Consider the following 19,584-nt stretch of genomic DNA (forward strand, 5'->3'; position numbering starts at 1 on the left):
CCAGAGGCAGGGGAATGCCCGACAAAGCCCGCGTGATTCGTAAGGCATTCCTTCTTGGTGCGGGGCTCGGGACCCGGCTTCGTCCTCTGACTGATATCCTGCCAAAGCCCTTGGTGCCGCTTTTTCATCGCCCGCTTGTCGAGTGGGCGATGAAGGCCTGTGAGGAGGCGGGTGTGACGGAGTTTGCGATCAATACGCATCACCTGCCGGAGCGATGGAAGATCCCCCGCCGCCAAGGCTATGGGGGGCAGGCGGCAGATGGGGGATGGTTGATGGCAGATGGGGAAGGTCGCGTCTGCAAAGGAGGGAACGGATTGGTGGCGGAGAACGCGGTCTGGAAGGGAAAGCCGGTGAGTTTGTTTCAAGAGCCGGTGCTGTTAGAGACGGGGGGTGGGATCAAGAATATCGAGGCGTGGGTGGGGGATGATGATGTGCTGGTGCATAACGGTGACATCTATTCGTCGATGCCGCTGGAGAAACTGATGGCGGCGCATGAGGCGTCGGGGAATGTGGTGACGCTGGCATTGCGCTCCGATGGGGTGGCGAAGCACATCGCGATCGAGGACGGACAGGTTCTGGATATCCGGAAGATGCTGGGGAAGGCGGAAGGGACGCATGTTTTCAGCGGCATTTACGTTTTCTCGCCGAGCTTGTTAGAGAAAATCCCGGCGGGTGAGAAGGTGTCGGTGATCCCGGCATTCCTGGAGCTGGCGAAGGAAGGGAAGCTTGGGGGTGTGGTGCTGGATGAAGGCCTGTGGTTTGATCTGGGAGATGCGGAAAGTTATCTGGCGGCGCATCGCGAGCTGGGTCTGGCGGAAGCGATTCATGCGGATGCGGTGATCTCGCCGGAGGCGGTGGTGGAGCGCAGTGTGATCGGGCCGGGCGCGGTGGTTGGTGCAGGAGCGGTCGTAAGGGACTCAGTGCTCTGGCCGGGGGTGGTGGTAAAGGAAGGTGCGGTGGTGGAGGGAGAGATTGTTTGTCGTTGATGAGAGGCGCGACGCCCCCGTCGCGCAGGTGGGGGGTGAGGCGGGCGGGTTCGGGGCTTCGGGCTTTTGGGATCAGGATTCAGGGGGCAGGGGTTAGAAAGACAAAAAGGCAAGGGGGCGCGACAGCGTCTTCGGTCTTTCTGACCCCTGAATCCTGGCCCCTGGACCCAAAGGCGTGTCAGGGCGGTTGGGGCTCTTTCGTGAAACCGAAGAACTCAAACTGATTGGGTTACTGAGCAGCTGCCTGCTTCGCTGAAACTTCGAAGGCCAGGGAAGTCGTGGCTCCTTGGGAGAATGAGGGTTGGAGCAATCTTCATGGGTAGTTCGGCTGGGGCTCCGTCGGGGATTGCAAATCCCCGCTCCTTGGGGGCTTGAAGTTCAGCTTGCTCCGGGGCAGTTTGATGGAATGAAGGGCTTGCTCGTTTGGATTTTGACGATGGGGATGGCTTTTGGGCTGGAGACGGCGGGGTGGCGAATTTCAGTGGATAAGTTGGTGAATGGTGGATTGAAGAATCCGAAGGTGGAGAAACTGGAAAAGGCTCCGGCGGAGTCGGCTTTCTTTGAAGCGGGGGATGAGCTTTGGGATTTGTCGGGGGCGGTGGAGTTGGAACTGTGGGGTGTCGTTGAGAGTTTACGTAATGTTGATCCGTTTGCGGTTCCTGAAGAACCTTGGGTGGTGGATCACGTGGGATTTGGTGGGGAGTGGCTGGTGTGGAATGCGAGTTCAGGAGTGATTGTGGGACGGACGACTTTGGCGGAAATGGCGTTGATTGAGGATACGCTCGATCTGAGAAGTGAGCCGTTTCACCTACGAAAGACCATTGAGGTCGGAGCAAAGGCGAAGGAGAAACGAGTGTCGCTGATCAGTCGCAGTGGCGAGATGGCGAAGATAGAAACTGAGTCGATTGATTTGGATGTGGCGACCAATGTGGATCAGGACCTGAAATGGCTGGACCTGCAATTGGCGGTGACGATGGACGCGGGTGAGAGCGTCAAGGAAGAGGTTCAGACGGGAGTGACGATGAAGCTGGGTCAGGAGATGAAGGTTGCGGCGTGGAAAGATGCTTCACGGGACTGGGAAATGACGGCGAACGCCGAGGCGTTGACGGTCTATGGAATTCCGGTGGGGGCGGTAAGGTTGATTGAAAGTGAGGGACGGGTTGTCGGGATGGGCATGGATCGGCCATACGATGACAAGCGGCTCGACGGGAAAAAACTTGGCGACGGACTTTTTGTTAGGCTCTTTCCGGTGCCGCCGGATTTTATTGAGCGCATCACTTACGAGCCGGATGGGAAAAAGACGAAGAAGTCAGCTTGGAAATTGCCGGACATGGAAGTTCCGGAGCCGCTCAAAACATCACTGGCAGGAAGATACATCGATGTCTCAGGTCCGTTGAAGTCGAACGGCGTGCGGTTTGAGCATGGGTCGGCGGTGGCGGGCTTTGATCCTCGGAGGTCGATGGTGCTGCTCGTGAATGATGCAGAGAATCAGGATATGGCGGAGGCGATTTTTGCTTGCTGTGATGGTGGGTCGCTGTTCGTTGTAGAGCTCAACTTTGATTGGGAAGATGGGGCATGCATGCTCCTGCTGAGGTCGGGGGAGAAGGCGTGGATTAAGAGGACGAAGGGTGAGAAGGAGGTTTCGAGCCTGGAGGCGGCACCGAATGTGGGATCGGATGGGAAGGTCGTGGATTTGAGGTTTTTCCTGCAGACGATGGAGGGAGATGCGTTGAACACGGCCGTGACGTTGGCGGAAGGAGTGCCGGTGGAGGTGGGGAGTTTTTTGAAAGGTGGAGTGGAGCGGAATGTCAGGGTGACGGCGAAAGTGCTGGAAAGTGGGAGATAGGAAGTGGGTTACCCAGGTCGCGCTGGGTAGAGAGCGAGGTTCAGCACTTCGGGCTTTTGGGGCCAGGATTCAGGGGGCGGGGGTCAGAAAGACAAAAGGCAAGGGATCGCGACAGCGTCTTCTGGCTTTCTGACCCCTGAATCCTGGCCCCTGTACCCAAGGGCTGGTCAGGGCGGTTGGGGCTCTTTCGTGAAACCGAGGGACTCAAGCTGTTTGGCTTGCTAAGCGACTAAAGTCGCTGCTCCTTGGGTCGAATTAGGACAGTTTCCCCTTGTCGGGGTGGGATCGGGTCTGGAATCTCCGGCCGCGATGTCCGCTGAAACCATTCTGACCACTACCCGCCAGTTCCTCGAGGTCGACCCGATGGTGCGAATCACCATCGAACCGATCAAACGTGGGGCGTCGGGGCGCACGATCGTACGGGTCAAAACGGATAGCCGTGACCCATTCATCGGGATCAACTGGACGGATGAGCGTCCCGATAACGACTTCTATCCTGCAGTTTCGGATTTCCTGTCGAAGGCCGGGATCAATGTGCCGGAGCTCTATCACCGTGACATGCGCTGGCGCGTGGTGCTGGTCGAGGATCTGGGCGACAAGGATCTCCTCTCGATGAAGGATGAGCCTTTTGAAAAGCGGGAGCCGTTCTACCGCTCGGCGCTGCAGCAACTGGACAAGTTGTTCTATACGCGGGGGGCCAAGGACATGGAATTCAACCCGGAGTTCGATGAAGAGATGTATGGCTGGGAACAGGAATACTTCTTTGATCATCTGGTGGATGGCTTGTTAGAGATGGATTCTTCCGAGCTGCGCAAGTCGTCGGAGCTCGCGGCCCTGGCGAAGCGCTTGGGGAAGAGTGCGCGGCATCTGGTGCACCGTGATTTCCAATCGCAGAACTTCATGCTGAAAGGCGATAAGGCCTACTGGATCGATTTTCAGGGCATGCGTCGCGGACGGCAGGAGTATGATCTGGCTTCGCTGGTCTTCGATCCCTACATGAATCACTCGGAGGAGGATCGGGAGAAGTTGCTCGATCTGTGGGAAGAGATTTCCGAGGAGCGTCCGGTGCCCCAGATTTTCCACGAATGTGCGGCTCAGCGGCTGATGCAGGCGCTTGGAGCCTACGGGAAAATCATCACCAAGCAGGGCGACGACTGGTACCGTCAGCATGTGCCGGTGGCGGCGAAGATGCTCGGCGTGGTGACCAAGGGAACGGATCTGGAGCCCTTGCTGGCACCGGTGATCGCGAAGGCCGAAGCCTTTGTTTGATGGCTGCGGGCGCACTCGCTCCTTTTCACGGGGCAGGATTCCGGGTTCGTTGAAGAGGTGATCCGCACGGGACATCATCGCATGGCTGCCGCCGTCGCCTCATTGGGCGTCGGACTGCTGCTGCTGGCGATCACGCCAAAGGTGGGATTCCTGGAAGAGGCGGACCGAAAGTGGTTCGGCGTGCTTTCTGGAAAGGGTGAGGCGGTCGTCGGGCAAGGGACGCTCGAAGACCCGCGACGGACCGAGGAAATCGAGCTACCGGAGGAGGTGTCACCGGCGGGGCTGCTTTTTCTCGACGATGATCATGACGAATATTTTGAAGCGACGCCACCGGTGCCGACGGATCTGGCAGTGGTATTTTCGCGGCTGAAGACGCAGGGGGTGGAGCATTTCGGGGTCGGCTATCCGCTGGGGTGGAAGGAGCCGGATACCCTGGCGCTGGAGGCGATGCGCGCGATGATGGATCGTCTCGAGGGGACAGTGCTCGGATTTCAGCTGAACAACGGAACGGTGGGCGAGCCGGTGCCGGTGCCGTTTCAGCGCTGCTCGATTGCCTATGCGGAGGTCGGCGGGGACCGGAGCAAGCTGCCGGTCGTGAACAGTCTGCAGGGGGAGACTCCGGAATTTGGTGGGGAAAAGACGCGGGCCGGGTTCACCTTGTTGGGAAACGAGGATGACGAGAGCGAGCGGGCGTATCTGCTGGCGCGCTGGGATGACCGGGTGGTGTTTTCGCTGCCTCTGGCCTCGGCGATCGTGAGGCTGGGCGTGCCGCTGGATCAGGTGAAGGTGGAGGCCGGAAAGCAAATCCGTCTCGGAGCGGAGGGTCCGCGGATCCCGATCGATTTTCGGGGGCGGATCAAGCTCCCAACTGCCGAACCGGAGCTGCTCAAGGCGGCGGCGACGGCGGTGATCAGCAAGACCCTGCCGGACGGATTCGGGGAGATGGACGTGCCGGTTTACCTGGTCGATAGCCGGCTGGGGGCGAGCAAGTTCGAGCGTGAATGGGGAGAGATGCTGCCGCGCATTGATTCAGTGATCCGGAGTGCTCCGCGGCGGGTGGGCCTGAAGGAGGTGCCCCGCCCAGAGCCCATTGTGGAAATGCTGGCGCTCGTTGCAGTGGCTCTTGTTGGTGCCTGGTTGCTACGTGCAAAAGGGGTGTTCGGTCGGATGATTCAGGCGGTCTTTCTCTGCGGACTTGTCGCCGCGGCGCTGGCGGCCGTCATTCGCTACTACTCGCTGGCACCGCTGCCGCTGGCGTTTCAGATGGTGCCGGTGGCGGCGCTGCTGATGGTGATGATGACGGAAGGCAGCGGGAAGATCGAGGTGGTGCGGGCGAAGTCGGTGGAGGCTGAGGAGGTGGCGACGAAGCCGCCAAAGAAGGGGAAGCGACGGAAGCGTTGAGCGGGTGATGTCAGCCGCAGGTAGCTGGGATAGGGTTTTGAGAAGGAACGGATGAGGACCGTTAGGGTGGACAAGAGTGCCCGCCCTCCTTACTTAATCGCTCGCGATGAGCCTCCAGCAGCCGACACAGAAAGCCGAAGCCCTGATCGAAGCCTTGCCCTATTTGCAGGCATTCCGCGGGAAGACCTTCCTGATCAAAATGGGCGGATCGGCGATGGAGGATCCGGATCTCGTTCGGAAAGTGATGCGTGATGTCGTTTTCCTCGAAGTCGCGGGCATCAATCCGATCATCGTCCATGGTGGCGGCAAGGCGATTTCTTCGGCGATGAAGGAAGCCGGGCTCGAAGCGGAATTTGTCGGCGGCTTTCGTCGGACCACGGAGGAGGCGATTTCGATCGTCGAGAAGGTGCTCTCCAACGAGATCAACCCCGGGCTCGTGCAGATGATCCGTGAGTTTGGCGGCAAGGCCACAGGGATTTCCGGGACGGACGTCTTTCTCGGCGAGAAGATGAAGGTCAGGGACAAGGACGGCAATCCGGCAGACATTGGCCGGGTGGGCGAGGTCGTAGGCTGCCAGCTCGGACAGATGGACTCGGCTCACAAGGCGTCGATTGTGCCGGTGATTTCGCCGCTGGCTTCAGAGCTCGCAACCGGTAAGCCGCTCAACATCAATGCCGATCTGGCGGCGGCGGCACTGGCGAAGGAGTTGCGCGTGACAAAACTGGTGTATCTTTCCGATGTGCCCGGTCTGATGAAAGACCCATCCGATCCATCGACCTTGATCAAATCGGTGAACCGGGAGCAGGCCGAGGCACTCCTTGCTGACGGGACGATTTCGGGCGGGATGATTCCGAAAGTCCAGAGTGCGATGGACGCCCTGAATGCGGGTGTCAGGAAAGTGCACTTCGTCGATGGACGATTGCCCCACGCGCTGTTGTTAGAGATTTTTACGGACTACGGGATCGGCACTGAGGTGACTCGGTGAGTTCGCTACATCCTGTCTTCGTTCCGTTGGGACGGTTGATGATAGCCGTGGATGATCACAGCTATCATGGGAAAGCCCGATGAGGTCGGGAGGACCGCCGTATCAGCAAATCAGCAAATCAGCGCTCGAGGATCTCGACTTCGTAGCCGTCGGGATCGGTGACGAAGGCCATTTTGCGCTCGCCGCTGGTGAACTTCTCACGCCACTTGCTGGGCCAGATTTCGATGCCGGCTTTTTCGACAGCGTCGCAGTATTCGACGATGTCAGGCACGCCGAGGGCGGTGTGCATGAGGTCCTCGGGGCAGGTCGTCTTGTAGTCTTCGGACCAGGTGAGTTCGAGAAAGGCGTCGTTGCCAGGGAGTTCGAGGAAGGCGAGTTGGTTGCCTTGGGGCGAGGCCTTCCGTTCCTTTTCCTGATAGCCGAGGACCTTGTAAAAGGCGATGGAGCGGTCGAGGTCCTGGACGCGGATGCGGGTGTGGAGGAATTTGATCATGTCGGCGGGAGTCTGAACCTGGATGCGGGATGCGGGAAGGGGAAAGCGCTGAGAGATAGAGCGCGAGCAGCCGAGAGGCTGCAGGTTTTCGGATTCCCCGGCCGCCGCAGCAGGATGCGCAATCTTGCTGAATTTTGAGGCATGGTTTGGTGTGAGGTGGCGACGTGGGTGGTGCTGTGCTAGGCTCCGAATGCCATGAAAACGATAGTAGCCGCAGTAGATTTCTCAGACTCGACCCCGGATGTCATCGATGCCGCCGTGAGTATGGCAGGAGCATTTGGTGCGATGCTTCATGTGATTCACGTGCTGGAGCCGGAGCCCGCCTACACGGCCTACGGATTTACTCCCGATGAATTCCCGGCGATGCATCTTTTCCAGGATGAAGCGAGGAAACGCGCCACCAAGCGGCTCGAATCGCTCGCCGCGCCACTCACGGATGTGACGGTGAAACTGATCGAAGGCAGCCCGCTGATGGCGGTGCTGGACTACGTGAAGGCCTCGAAGGCTGACCTGGTGATCCTGGGAACGCACGGACACGGCATGGTGGCTTCGCTGCTGCTGGGCTCCGTGGCGGAAGGCATGGTCAGGAAAGCAGTGGTGCCGACGATGGTGATTCCGGTGAAGGAGAAGGAGTGAGTTGCAGGCGGAGCTAAGAGGTGCTTTGCAGGCCTTTTGGGGACAGGATTCAGGGATTAGGAGTCAGAAAGACAACGAGCACGCGCCAGCACCTGCCTTTCCAGCCCCTGAATCCTGACCCCGAAAGCCGCGAAGGACCGGGTCGCTTGTTTGCAGCTTGGGCTGCCGGACCGCCCGACAGGACAGGAATGCCCTTGCTCCCTTTGGTGGGATGGCTAGTCAGAGGCATGGCCAGACGTTCCTTCAGCATGATGCTCGCGTGGCGGTATCTCAATCCGCGGCGTGCGATGCTTTCAGCGGTAGCGCTGATCTCGACAACCGGCGTGGCCTTCGGGGTCTTCGCGCTGGTTTCGGTGATGTCGATTTATTCCGGCCTGGAGCGAGAGGTGAAGAGCCGGATTCTGGGCTTTATCCCGCACGTGAGGCTCGACTACGCGCCGATGGTGGGGATGCGTTTGCCGGTGTCGGACTGGCGGGGCACGGCGGAGGCGGTCGAGAAGCTGCCGGGGGTGGTGGATGCGGGGGCTTTTGTGCAGGACAGCCTGCTGATCGATATCGCGGGCTACCGGACGGCGGGGACTTTCCGCGGAGTGGATTCCGAGGACCCGGCGGAGGTCGAGGGAATTTCGAAGATGCTCGATATGGAAGGTCACCCGGCGAGCTCGTCGGACATGGGACTCGATGACCGGGTGGTGATTTCCTCGAAGATCGCGAAGGCCTTCGGCGCCAGGGTGGGCGATACCGTGCGCTTGCTGACCTTACGGAATTTCGAGGAAGTGGAGCGGGTCTTCAAAGTGACCGAAGATCCGCCGGTGAGGGAAAAGTATGCGGAGCAGCTGGCGACGGTGAAGGAGGTATCGCAAGAGCACTGGGTGGTGAATGGCGACAAGTCGGAATATCCGCTGGAGTTCGACGAGAAAATCTACGGTCCGCTGTTTCAGATCTACAATGAAGGGGTCCGCGAAGCGGAGCAGCAAATCATCGAGGGCGCGTTGCTGCTGCTCGATAGCAGAAGCGAAGACGCGGAGCGGAATGTTCTGGTGATGGGGCGTGAGGCAAAGGAGGAGTTTTTCGCGATGCTCGCGGAGCTGGAAACGACGGATGTCGAGAAGATGGATGCCGAGATATTGAAGGGCATTCGTGAGGTGGTTCTGCCCAAGGAGGCGGAGATCATCGGGATCTACTCGGCTTCGCAAATGGCGATGACGCCGGATGTGTTCATGCCACTCCACCTGGCGCAGGATCTGGCGGGGCTGGGCAATGGCGTGCAGGGCGTGAGCGTGCGGCTCGACGATCCCTATCAGGTTGGACCGGTCGTCGATGAGATTCAGGCAGCGCTGCCACCGGAGTGGAAGGCAACGACCTGGGTCTCGGAGTTGTCGGACTTTTCGGCGCTGATCGAGCAGCAGCGGGTGATGATGTACATCGTGCTCTCGTTGATCGTGGTGGTGTCGGCGTTTTCGATGACGGCGGTGATGTTCACGGTGACTCTGCAGAAGCGCCGGGAGGTGGGCGTGATGAAGGCGCTCGGCGCGGCACCGGGTCAGATTGTGAGGGTGTTTGCCTATCAGGGGGTGATCCTTGGCGCGCTGGGGGCGGTCATGGGAGTGATCGGAGGCTTGTTGCTGGTCCGTTTCCGGGAGGGAATTCAGACGGGGATGCGCAGTGTGGGATTTGATCCGTTTCCGGCGGACTTCAATGGTTTCGCGGTCCTGCCGGCCCACGTGAATCCGGGTGAAGTGATTGCGATTGGGGTCTCGGCCTTTGTGCTCTGTTCGCTGGCGGCCTTGTTGCCGGCGTTCTTTGCGGCGCGGAGTGATGCGGCGAAGTCGTTGCGAAATCTTTGAGGGGGAAACCCGCGACGGGAAAGTCGCCCTTCCATGATAGGTGGTGCCTGAGGGATGCGCCAATTCCCACGCGATGGCGTCGAAAAGATGGCCCGTTTTGTAGTGGTTGAACCCGGAGCTTTCGGGTGGGATGGCGCCCTTGATTAAGGAAATTTGGGATCTGGCGACGAGTCCGGGAGTGCTGCCCTTCAGCCTCCTGCTCGGCCCCATGGTCCTGTTTTGGATCACCTGCTTCATCGGAACCCTGGATTTCGATTTCATCGGCATCGATTTCGGAGATGGAGGTGTCGACTCCGGTGATGGGGGGACTTTGTTCGGGGGCTCGATTCGCTGGCTCTTCAAGTTCATGCATGGCGACGTGGTGCCGCTTCCCGCCTTGGGAAGCTTCATGTTGGTCTATGAATGGGGCGGAACCATGCTTGGGAACCATTTCTGGAATCCCACCGAAGATTTGAAGCAGGCAGCGATCATTGCCGGATGGGCGCTGATTCCTGCCGTCGCACTTACTAAAATGACCGGATCACTCCTGCGGCCGATGTTTTTTGCGCTGAAGGGCACGGAAGGCGAGGCGAAGCCGGTGGTCGGGCGCAAGGGCCGGGTGCGAAGTGGCGTGCTCGATGAATCTTCCGGGCAAGTGGAGGTCGAAGACCCGGAGGTGCCATTGCTGATCAATGCCCGCTTGCTTCCCGGCTCGGTTCCTCGCGCCAAAGGCGATCTGGTAGTCGTGGAAAGCCACGACAAGGAGCGTGACATTTATTTCGTAAAGCATCTAACAAACATCGAATCCTGAATCTTATGAACACCAATACACTGGCCTTTATAGAAGTTCCCGCGATCGTCGGGGTCATCCTCATGGTCCTCCTCGGGATCGGGGGGCTCATATTCGTGGTGGGTCTCGTCTATGCGATGCTCTATCGAAAGGTAAGGAAGGGCACCGCACTGATCCGAACCGGTATCGGTGGCACCCGGATCAATTTCAACGGCATGCTCGTCTTCCCGGTGTTCCACCGCCTTGAGACGATGGATATTTCGCTGAAGCGGATTGAGATCGACCGGACGGCAAAGGGGGGGCTGATCTGTAAGGACAATGTTCGAGCCGATATCAAGGTGGCGTTTTTCGTGCGGGTAAATCACGCGGATGAAGACGTGCTGCGGGTCGCTCAGTCGGTCGGATGTGAACGGGCGAGCTCGCAGGATGCGATCCGCGAGTTGTTTGATGCGAAGTTCTCGGAAGCGCTGAAAACCGTGGGAAAACGTTTCGACTTCATCGCACTTTATGAAGATCGCGACACCTTCCGCGATGAAATCCTGAAGGTCATCGGAACCGATCTGAATGGCTTCGTGCTTGATGACGCGGCGATCGATTACCTGGAGCAGACACCTATTGAGTCGCTCGATCCCGACAACATCCTCGATGCGGAAGGCATCAAGAAAATTTCCCACCTGACCGCTGAGCAGGCGAAGCTTTCGAACAACATTCTCCGCGACAAGGAGAAGGTCATCAAACAGCAGGACGTCGAAGCCCGCGAAGCGATCCTCGAGCTGGAACGTCAACTGGCGGAAACCGAGGCAAAGCAAATGCGCGAGGTGCAAACCGTGCAGGCGCGCGAGGAAGCCGAGACGGCGAAAGTACGCGAAGAAGAGCGCCAGAAGGCCGAGCGCGCACGCATCAGCGCGGATGAGGAAATCGAAATCGCAAACGAAAACAAGGAGCGCCAGGTGCTCGTTGCGCTGCGCAACAAGGAGCGGACCGACGTGGTCGAAGTGGAACGCGTGAAACGCGACCAGCAACTCGAATCGATCGAGCGCGAACGTCTCACGACCCTCAAGGACATCGAAAAGGAGAAGGCCGTCGAAGTGGAGAAGAAGGCGATTCAGGATGTCATCAAAGAACGCGTCGCGGTCGAGAAACTGGTGGTCATCGAGCAGGAGCGCATCAAGGACACCGAGGCATTTGCCGGTGCGGACCGTGAGAAGCAGGTCAAGGTGACACTCGCCGAAGCCACAGCTCAGGAAGATGTGATCAAGCGCGTCAAGGAAGCCGAAGCCGATCAGGAATCGGCCAAGCTGCGCGCGGACAAGGAGCTTTACGAGCGCGTGAAAGCGGCCGAAGCCGAGAAGAAGGCGGCCGAGCTGCACGCCGAAGAAGTGGTGATCGCCGCCGAGGCCGAACAGGCATCGAGCGAGAAGATCTCCGCGGCGAAGAAGCTGCTTGCCGAGGCAATGACCAAGGAGTCCGCCGCGGTGGGCTTGGGCGAAGTCGAGGTGCTCGTGGCCAAGGCCGATGCGACCCAGAAGCAGGGAGCTGCCGAAGCGGAAGTGAATCGACTGAAGTTCGACGCCGAAGCTCAGGGCATCCACCAGAAGGCCGAAGCGATGAAGCTCTTCGAGGAAGCCGGTCAGTCACACGAAGAGTTCAAGCTGAACCTCGAGAAGACCAAGGCGGTCGAGTTGGCCGAGATCAACATTCAGAAGGACATCGCCGAAGCTCAGGCTGCGGTGCTTGGCGAAGCCATGAAGTCCGCGAAGATCGAGATCATTGGTGGCGAAGGCAAGTTCTTCGACCAGATCGCCGGTGCCATTTCCAACGGCAAGTCGGTCGACCGCCTGGTCGAGCACAGCGAAGCGATCCGCGATGTGAAGGACACCTTCTTCAATGGCGACCCGGAGTACTTCAAGACCCAACTCAAGGATTGGGCCGGGCAGTTTGGAGTGACCGCGGACGACGTGCGGGACCTGACGATTGGTGCGGCTCTCTCAAAACTTCTTCTCGATGCAACCGGTGAGACCCGCAGCAAACTGATCGGCTTCCTCGGCGGCGCGGACCGCTTTGGTCTGGCGGATGAGAAGGCGAGTAAGGTTCTGAAGTGAGAAATTGAACCACGGAATACACAGAATACACGGAACTGGAACTGCTGCAGGATATGAATTTATTACTGAAGGAGGAGACCCATGCGATACTTGGAGCGTGCTTTGAGGTTTATCGAGAGAAGGGGTGTGGGTTCGTGGAAGATGTGTTTCAGGAATGTCTGGAAATTGAATTTGGAATTCTTGGCTTGCCGGCAGTGGCACAGCCGGGACTCGAAATCCAATACAAGGGGCGAACCTTGAGAAAGAGGTTCGTCCCCGACTTTATTTGTTACGATCAGGTGATATTGGAAATCAAAGCAGTCAAGGCGTTCGATGATATTCGTCGGGCACAGGTGATGAACTATCTGAAAGCGACAGGTAAGAAAGTCGGGCTGTTAGTGAACTTCGGGCATCACCCCAAAGCCGAGTTTGAGAGATTCGTCCTCTAGGATTTCCGTGTATTTCGTGTATTCCGTGGTTCCCCAATAATATGTCCGAAGAAAACAAAGCCGACCAGCTTGAGGGTGGGGCGTATGAAGTGATTCGTGCGCGACTGGAGGAGCATGGGTCGAAATTGCGAGCGGGGATGGAGGTGCTCAACGCCCAGCGCCTCGAAGTATTCGGTGGTGTCGATACGGCCCTTTTGGGAACCGAGCGCGTATCCACGGAGCACAACTGCGTGGCCCGCGACCTGGTGGCAGTGGGGCGTCGGCGCTTTCTCTTCGGCTATAACATTCAGTTCGGGCTGAAGCAGACGACCGACATTGAGGATGTCTTTGCGGCGTACGATTATGATCACGAAACGCACAGCTTTACTCCGGTCCCGGTCACGGAAATTCTCGGTGACTCGCGTTTCATTGAAGACTTCCAGTATCTCTACAAGTACTATCGCGAGACAGTCTTCCTGAAGTTCCTGGTGATCGGGCCGAACCTGTTCATCGCGATGCGTGCGGGCAAGTCGCTGGATGACATCAAGGTCTTCAAGTGGCGGATGCTTGGCGGCGGAAAAATGGAATACGTCGGCAACCGCTTCGACCACGAGTATGTCTATCCACGACAGCAGGAGTTTGATTGGGTGCGCGCCCACCGGGGGATGCATCGCTCGGGTGAGCATCCGCATATTTCGATCAACGACCGGGTGTTTGTGGAAACGGTCGGCGGCGACCTGACGGTGAAGATCGAGGATAATACCGAGTCGGGTGCAGGGATTTATTCGGAACCGGTGACCGAGAGCGATCAGACGCTTGATGATGCGGAGATTTTCTATGCCGAAGTCGGCTCGCTGATTCTGATGAAGATCCTTCCCTATCGGGAGAGCCTCCATCGTTATCTGGTTTTCAATGATAAGACGAAGACGGTGCATCGCCTCGATGCCATCGGGGATTCCTGCGTGTTGCTGCCGGATGATCACGGGATTGTTTTCGCGAATGGATATCTCCTGCAGAGCGGTGAGGTGAAGACCTTCGACCATGGCCTGCTCGACATGCGTTTCGAGCGTCGGGTGGCCAGTTCGAATGGCGAGGACGTGCTGTTCGCGTTCTACAACCGCGCGGCCGGTGAGTATGTGCTGCTTTCCTACAGTCGGATCCAGCAGAGCATGGAGACGCCGATCCTTTGTTCGGGATTCTCGTTGTTTGGTGACGGGCAGTTGGTGCTTTTCCGCAATGAAGGCGAGCCTCAGAAGCACCATGCGCTGCAAGTATGGCAAACGCCGTACTTGGACGATGAGGCGGCGGTTCAATCGGCGACGAAACAGGATTCCTTCCTCTACAAGATCGGCAACGCCCAGTTGGTGCGCGGGATGGCGGAGGTGCGTGAGTTGCTGACGCTGCTCAACAAGGATGATTCCTTTGCCGGCCTGTATCTGGATTTGGTGAAGCGTTCGGGTGATTTGCTCGATAGCTATTTCTGGCTGGATCGCGAGGAATGTGGTGGGCTTGCCGATTCACTGCGCGGGGTAAAGCAGGCGGCCGAGTCGGCGATCGGGGAGTTTGAAAAGGTTCAGGCGCTGCGTTCGACCGCGGCGGAAAGAACGGCGACGACACGGGCGGCGGTGGATGCCGGCGTGCGTGCGGCGATCACCGCTCCGACAAACGAACTGAAGCCGCTGGTGAAGCATCTGGCAGAGCTGAGGAAGCTGCGGGGTGAGATTATTTCGCTCGGCGAGGTGCGCTACGTGGATGCGGCGCTGGTGACCGAGTTCGAGAAGCAGGTGATCGAGGCTTCGGACAAGGTTTCGCAGTCGACAGTTGAGTTTTTGTTAGGCGAGGACTCGCTGAAGAGCTACGCGGCGACGATTGATGAGCAGGAGGCGGGCTTGCAGAAGATTTCCAAGGTGACGGAAGCGGATGCGGTCGCCGAGGCACTCGACACGGCGGCCAGCGAGCTGGAGATGCTGATCGAGATTGTCGGCGGGCTAAAGATCGAGGATGCGACGCAGACGACGGCGATCATCGAGCGGATTTCATCGCTGTATGCGAAGCTCAACGGCACCCGGGGATCGCTGAGGAACAAACGCAAGGAACTCTCGCGTGGCGAAGGTGAGGCGCAGTTCTCGGCGCAGATGAAACTGCTTTCGCAGGCCCTGGCAAACTACCTGGACCTCTGCGATACGCCGGAGAAATGCGATGAGTCGCTGACGCGGCTGATGGTGCAGGTCGAGGAGCTGGAGGGGCGCTTCGCGGAGTTCGATGAATACATCGAGCAACTGGTCGGGCGGCGCGAGGAGATATACGATGCCTTCGAGGGACGTCGCACGCAGTTGATGGAGGCTCGTCAGAAGCGGGCGGGATCACTTTTCAAATCGGCGGAGCGGATTCTCAACGGGATCAAGAACCGGGTGGCGGGGCTGAAGGAGGTCGAGGAGATCCACAGCTATTTCGCCACGGACCCGATGAGTGAAAAGGTGCGCGATATCATTGCGCAACTGACCGAGCTCGGTGATCCGGTGAAGGCGGATGACTTGCGAACGCAGCTCAAGACGCTGCGTGAAGACGGGGTGCGCCAGCTCAAGGACAAGAAGGAACTCTACGTCGATGGACAGAACGTGCTGCGTTTCGGCAAGCATGCCTTCAGTGTGAACACGCAGCCGCTGGAAGCGACGATCGTGCCGCACGATGAGGGGATGGCCTTCCACCTTTCGGGCACGAAATATTTTGAACCAATCACCTCGCCGGAGTTCCTGGCGACGCGCGATGCCTGGGATCTGGAAGTGCCGAGCGAGAGTGATTCGGTGGCGCGGGTGGAGTACTTGGTTTGGCGTTTCCTGGAAGAGGGGCGCGGCAATGGTGAGGATCTGTTAGTCGAAGTGCAGGGCTTCATGCAGCCGAGGTATGCGGAGGGATACACCAAGGGGGTGCATGATGAGGATGCGGCGAAGATTCTGGAGAAGCTGCTGCCGGTGCACGCCGAGGCGGGGCTTCTGAGATTCGGTCCGCGTCTGCGGGCGGTGGCGATGGTCTTCTGGGAAAGTTGGAGCGATCCGGCGAAGGACGTGCTGGCGGGGCAGTTCGCGAGTTATGGGAAGCGTCGTGGGATTTTTGAAGGGGGCGGTGATGTGGGGATTTGGAAGGAGAGGCTTCGGAAGGGTTTCGTGACTTGGAGGGAGGCGAATGGGTTTGAGGATGTGCCCGAGCTTGCTTTGGTGGACTACCTGGCGGAGGAGCTTTCGGATGGTGAGGACTTTGTCGTTTCCTCGGCGGCATCGGCTTTGATGCGGGGTTTTCAGAGCGCCCTGGTGGCGAAGCGGGCAGAGAAGGATTTCCAAGCGGCGAAGGCAGGCAGCGTGATCTCGATGTTCGAGGTGGCGCGCGATTGGTTGTCGGGATTTGAAGCGGGAAATCCGGAGGTGCTGGAAGGCACGCCGGATGGCTTGAAGTCGTCGGTGATCGATGAGGCGGCGGCGCATCTGGCGCGAGGTGGCTATGATCAGCGGGCGGTGAAGTCGGTGGAACTTGCGGTGGAAGTGGATGGTCTGCGATCGAGTCACCAGCGGATCGAAGGCGGTTCGCTGGGGCTTCACTACAGCGAGTTCCTGGATCGTCTGGCGCGGCATGAGGTCACGGATGGGGCGGCGTTTCGCTCGCTTTCCGCATTGAAGCAAAAGCTGACGGCGGAGAAGCGCGAGGCCATGCGCCTCGATGAATTCAAGCCGAAGGTGATGAGCGCCTTCGTGCGGAACCGGCTGATCGATGAGGTCTATCTGCCGATGATCGGCGACAACCTGGCCAAGCAGTTGGGCACGGCGGGCACCGACACGCGGACCGACCGGATGGGCATGCTCTTGCTGATTTCTCCTCCGGGCTACGGCAAGACGACGCTGATGGAGTACGTCGCGAATCGCCTCGGTCTGACTTTCGTGAAGATCAATGGCCCGACGCTCGGTCACAACGTGCTTTCGCTTGATCCGGCGGAGGCTCCGAATGCGGCGGCGCGCGAGGAAGTGATGCGCTTGAACCTCTCGCTCGAGATGGGTGACAACGTGATGATCTACATCGACGACATCCAGCACACCAATCCCGAGTTCCTGCAGAAATTCATCAGCCTCTGCGATGCGCAGCGGAAGATCGAAGGGGTGTGGAAAGGCAAATCGCGAACCTATGACCTGCGTGGTCGCAAGGTCGCGGTGGTGATGGCGGGCAATCCTTACACCGAGAGCGGTGGCAAGTTCCAGATTCCGGACATGCTCTCTAACAGAGCGGATACCTACAACCTCGGTGACATCCTCGGCGGGCACGAGTCGGCTTTCAAATCGAGCTACATCGAGAACTCGCTGACATCGAATGCGGCGCTTTCGAGGCTGGCGAGCCGCTCGCAGAAAGACGTGCTGACCTTGATCCGAATCGCGGAAACCGGAAGTCGCGATGGTGCGGATTTTGAAGGAAACTACACGCCGGCGGAGATTGATGAGATGGTCACGGTGACGAAGCATCTCCTCACGGTTCGCGAGACGATTTCGCGGGTGAACCAGGAATACATCCGCAGCGCGGCGCAGGAAGATGCGTACCGGACCGAGCCGCCGTTCAAGTTGCAGGGCTCGTATCGGAACATGAACCGGATTGCCGAGAAGGTCCTGCCGCTGATGACGCCGCAGGAGGTGCGACAGTTGGTGATCGATCACTACCGCAGCGAGTCGCAGAACCTGACGACCGCCGCCGAGTCGAACCTGCTGAAGTTTTACGAAATGGAAGGTCTGCTCGATGAGAAGCAGGCCGCGCGCTGGGACGAAATCAAGAAGGGCTTCAACAAGCGCAAGCTGTTAGGTGGTGCCGGTGAGAATGATCCGGTGGCGCGGGTGGTGGCGCAGATGAGCCAGTTCAACGACGGGCTGGAGGCGATCCGCGAGGGCATCGCGGAAGCGGGGAAACACTACTCGCAACCGCAGTCATTGGCCGAGCAGACGGTGGCGCAGTTGAAGCAGATCATCGATGGCCTGCGGGCCGTGCCGGTGGAGGTGGAGATCAAGGTCGTGCCGGTGACGGAGGGTGCGGAGCCGAAGAAGGGGGGGACGGAAGTTGGTGGGGTGGGGATCGAGCCGGAGGTTAGGCAGTTGCCCGTTTCCAAGAATCGATCAACCGGCCCTGATTGATTCCTGCCAGATTTTCGGGGCCGACCGCTCTTCTTGGGCTCCGTTCAGGTTTTAACACGGAGCCTCTGCCCCTAGTTTTCTCCTAATTTTCCCCTAATTAGGATTTAGCTTGTGACTTCAGCCCGATTTCCTAATCTACTCCTAATTTCCTCACGATTAGGAACAATCTGATGCGCTATCCGAATATTGCTCCCGACTGGACCAAGATTTTGCCTGAGGTGACGAAGGCAGGACTTGGGGTCGAGTTTTTCAAATTCGGGCAGGAAGAAGGGCTGCGAACCGACCGCTACCTTCATTGGGACGAGTTTCGGCATCGCGCTTCAAAAACAGGGCCTCTTGCCATTGAGCAACGTTGGGCCGCCATCCGCATGGCTAGGTCTCTTCGCGCCCAGCCCATCGCCCTCATCGATACTTCCGGAAAGCCATTCACCTTTTCCCTCACCCAACGCGCCTTCGAGCTTCTTCATGAAATCGACCTCCACTGCGGAGGCGGTATCGGAGTGGCTCAAGATGGCGTCATTCAGGCTGACACGCGCGACAACTACTACATCACCTCAATCTTCGAGGAAGCGCTCACGTCGAGCCAACTTGAGGGCGCGGTGGTGACACGTTCCGAAGCTCGTGAAATCATCCGCAAGCAGCGCCAGCCGGCTAACAGTCACGAACGGATGGTGGTCAACAACTACCGGACCATGCGGCTGGTATCCGATCTGAAGGAGCAGGAACTCACGCCCGAACTCATTCTAAGCATCCACCGCGAGATCACCGCCGGCACGCTCGACCATCCCGGTGACGAGGGCCGCTTCCGGGATCTTGGTGACGATGTCCGCGTGGTTGACGACGAAAGCGGCGAAACCTTCCACACACCGCCACCCGCTAGCCAATTGGCTGGCCGGATGGATGCTCTCTGTACCTTTGCCAACCAGCAGGGCATGAACGGATTTCTTCATCCGGTGATCCGCTCCATTCTGATCCACTTTTGGGTCGCCTACGACCATCCCTTTGTCGACGGCAACGGCAGAACCGCCCGCGCGCTGTTCTACTGGTCGATGCTGCGTCACGGATTCTGGCTCGCCGAGTTCTTCTCCATCTCTCATGAGATCCTGAAAGCCCCGAAGAAGTACTACCGAGCCTTCCTCTACACCGAGACCGACGACAACGATCTGAACTACTTCCTGTTGCATCAACTTGAGGTCATCAAGTCATCGATCAGTGCTCTGAAAGAATACATCCTGCGGAAACAGACCGAACTCGATGGCATGCGAAAGCATCTTGGCCCCGGGGCCGGTTTCAATCATCGCCAGCTCGCCATTCTGAAGCACGCCATGAAATTTCCCTACGCCAGCTACACCGTCGCCGGGCATCAGGAGTCGCACGGCACCTCCTACCAAACCGCCAACAACGACCTCGCCCAGCTCCACCAACGAGGGCTGCTTCATCGCAAAAAAGTCAGCAAAGCCTTCGTCTTCAACCCCGTGCCCGACCTTGCGAAACGACTCGGGAATCCCGGAGAGTGTTAGTCAGCGCGGATGAACTGTGGTCTTCACTCCAACCCTTGAAATCATCTGATGCTACTGACCCTTTTGACTTTTGACGGAAGAGGAAGAAGGGTGACGCGGCTGAAAGACTTCTTGCCCACTCATCCTCCGGCGCGAAAGGCCATGGAGGACGCAGTGGCGATTGA

Annotated in this window: 13 protein-coding genes; 12 read left to right on the forward strand and 1 reads right to left on the reverse strand. The window is 58.6% G+C overall.

Annotation, left to right across the window (positions count from 1 at the left end):
• The first annotated feature begins 14 nt into the window (after nt 1-14).
• The 5 genes from ACFQY0_RS12345 (at nt 15) to argB (ending at nt 6,487) form a co-directional block, all read left to right on the forward strand.
• Nucleotides 15-986, forward strand: coding sequence for a sugar phosphate nucleotidyltransferase (locus ACFQY0_RS12345; RefSeq protein ID WP_379712789.1), 972 nt, complete (start codon nt 15-17; stop codon nt 984-986).
• A 406-nt stretch (nt 987-1,392) separates the two neighbouring features.
• Nucleotides 1,393-2,832, forward strand: a complete 1,440-nt coding sequence (locus tag ACFQY0_RS12350) for a hypothetical protein (RefSeq protein ID WP_379712791.1) — start codon at nt 1,393-1,395, stop codon at nt 2,830-2,832.
• A 309-nt stretch (nt 2,833-3,141) separates the two neighbouring features.
• Nucleotides 3,142-4,101 (forward strand): aminoglycoside phosphotransferase family protein, encoded by a 960-nt coding sequence (locus ACFQY0_RS12355; RefSeq protein ID WP_379712793.1) that lies wholly within the window; start codon nt 3,142-3,144, stop codon nt 4,099-4,101.
• Nucleotides 4,102-4,182: 81 nt separating this feature from the next.
• Complete coding sequence (locus ACFQY0_RS12360; RefSeq protein ID WP_379712795.1) at nt 4,183-5,502, forward strand: hypothetical protein; 1,320 nt, start codon at nt 4,183-4,185, stop codon at nt 5,500-5,502.
• 106 nt (nt 5,503-5,608) lie between these two features.
• Nucleotides 5,609-6,487, forward strand: coding sequence for an acetylglutamate kinase (gene argB, locus ACFQY0_RS12365; RefSeq protein WP_379712797.1), 879 nt, complete (start codon nt 5,609-5,611; stop codon nt 6,485-6,487).
• A 118-nt stretch (nt 6,488-6,605) separates the two neighbouring features.
• Here argB and ACFQY0_RS12370 read toward each other — a convergent pair whose 3' ends face one another.
• Nucleotides 6,606-6,980: a VOC family protein gene (locus ACFQY0_RS12370; RefSeq protein ID WP_379712799.1), complete on the reverse strand. Its 375-nt coding sequence runs from the start codon at nt 6,978-6,980 to the stop codon at nt 6,606-6,608.
• 195 nt (nt 6,981-7,175) lie between these two features.
• On the opposite strand from ACFQY0_RS12370, the gene ACFQY0_RS12375 reads away from it, so the two are divergent.
• The 7 genes from ACFQY0_RS12375 (at nt 7,176) to ACFQY0_RS12405 (ending at nt 19,420) form a co-directional block, all read left to right on the forward strand.
• Nucleotides 7,176-7,616, forward strand: coding sequence for a universal stress protein (locus ACFQY0_RS12375; RefSeq protein WP_379712801.1), 441 nt, complete (start codon nt 7,176-7,178; stop codon nt 7,614-7,616).
• Nucleotides 7,617-7,843: 227 nt separating this feature from the next.
• A complete protein-coding gene (locus tag ACFQY0_RS12380; RefSeq protein ID WP_379712803.1) occupies nt 7,844-9,463 on the forward strand; it encodes an ABC transporter permease in 1,620 nt (539 codons plus the stop codon).
• A gap of 130 nt (nt 9,464-9,593) precedes the next feature.
• Entirely contained in the window at nt 9,594-10,253 is a 660-nt protein-coding gene (locus ACFQY0_RS12385; RefSeq protein WP_379712805.1) for a hypothetical protein, read from the forward strand.
• Between the two features lie 5 nt (nt 10,254-10,258).
• Nucleotides 10,259-12,334: a flotillin family protein gene (locus ACFQY0_RS12390; protein ID WP_379712807.1), complete on the forward strand. Its 2,076-nt coding sequence runs from the start codon at nt 10,259-10,261 to the stop codon at nt 12,332-12,334.
• A gap of 53 nt (nt 12,335-12,387) precedes the next feature.
• Nucleotides 12,388-12,762 carry a GxxExxY protein gene (locus tag ACFQY0_RS12395; protein ID WP_379712809.1) on the forward strand — a complete coding sequence of 125 codons (375 nt, stop codon included), beginning with the start codon at nt 12,388-12,390 and terminating at the stop codon, nt 12,760-12,762.
• Nucleotides 12,763-12,803: 41 nt separating this feature from the next.
• Nucleotides 12,804-17,900 (forward strand): DNA repair ATPase, encoded by a 5,097-nt coding sequence (locus tag ACFQY0_RS12400; protein WP_379712811.1) that lies wholly within the window; start codon nt 12,804-12,806, stop codon nt 17,898-17,900.
• A 170-nt stretch (nt 17,901-18,070) separates the two neighbouring features.
• Nucleotides 18,071-19,420, forward strand: coding sequence for a Fic family protein (locus ACFQY0_RS12405; protein ID WP_379712813.1), 1,350 nt, complete (start codon nt 18,071-18,073; stop codon nt 19,418-19,420).
• Nucleotides 19,421-19,584 lie beyond the last annotated feature (164 nt).

The sequence above is a fragment of the Haloferula chungangensis genome, assembly GCF_042664875.1.
GTDB classification, from domain to species: Bacteria; Verrucomicrobiota; Verrucomicrobiia; order Verrucomicrobiales; family Akkermansiaceae; genus Haloferula; species Haloferula chungangensis.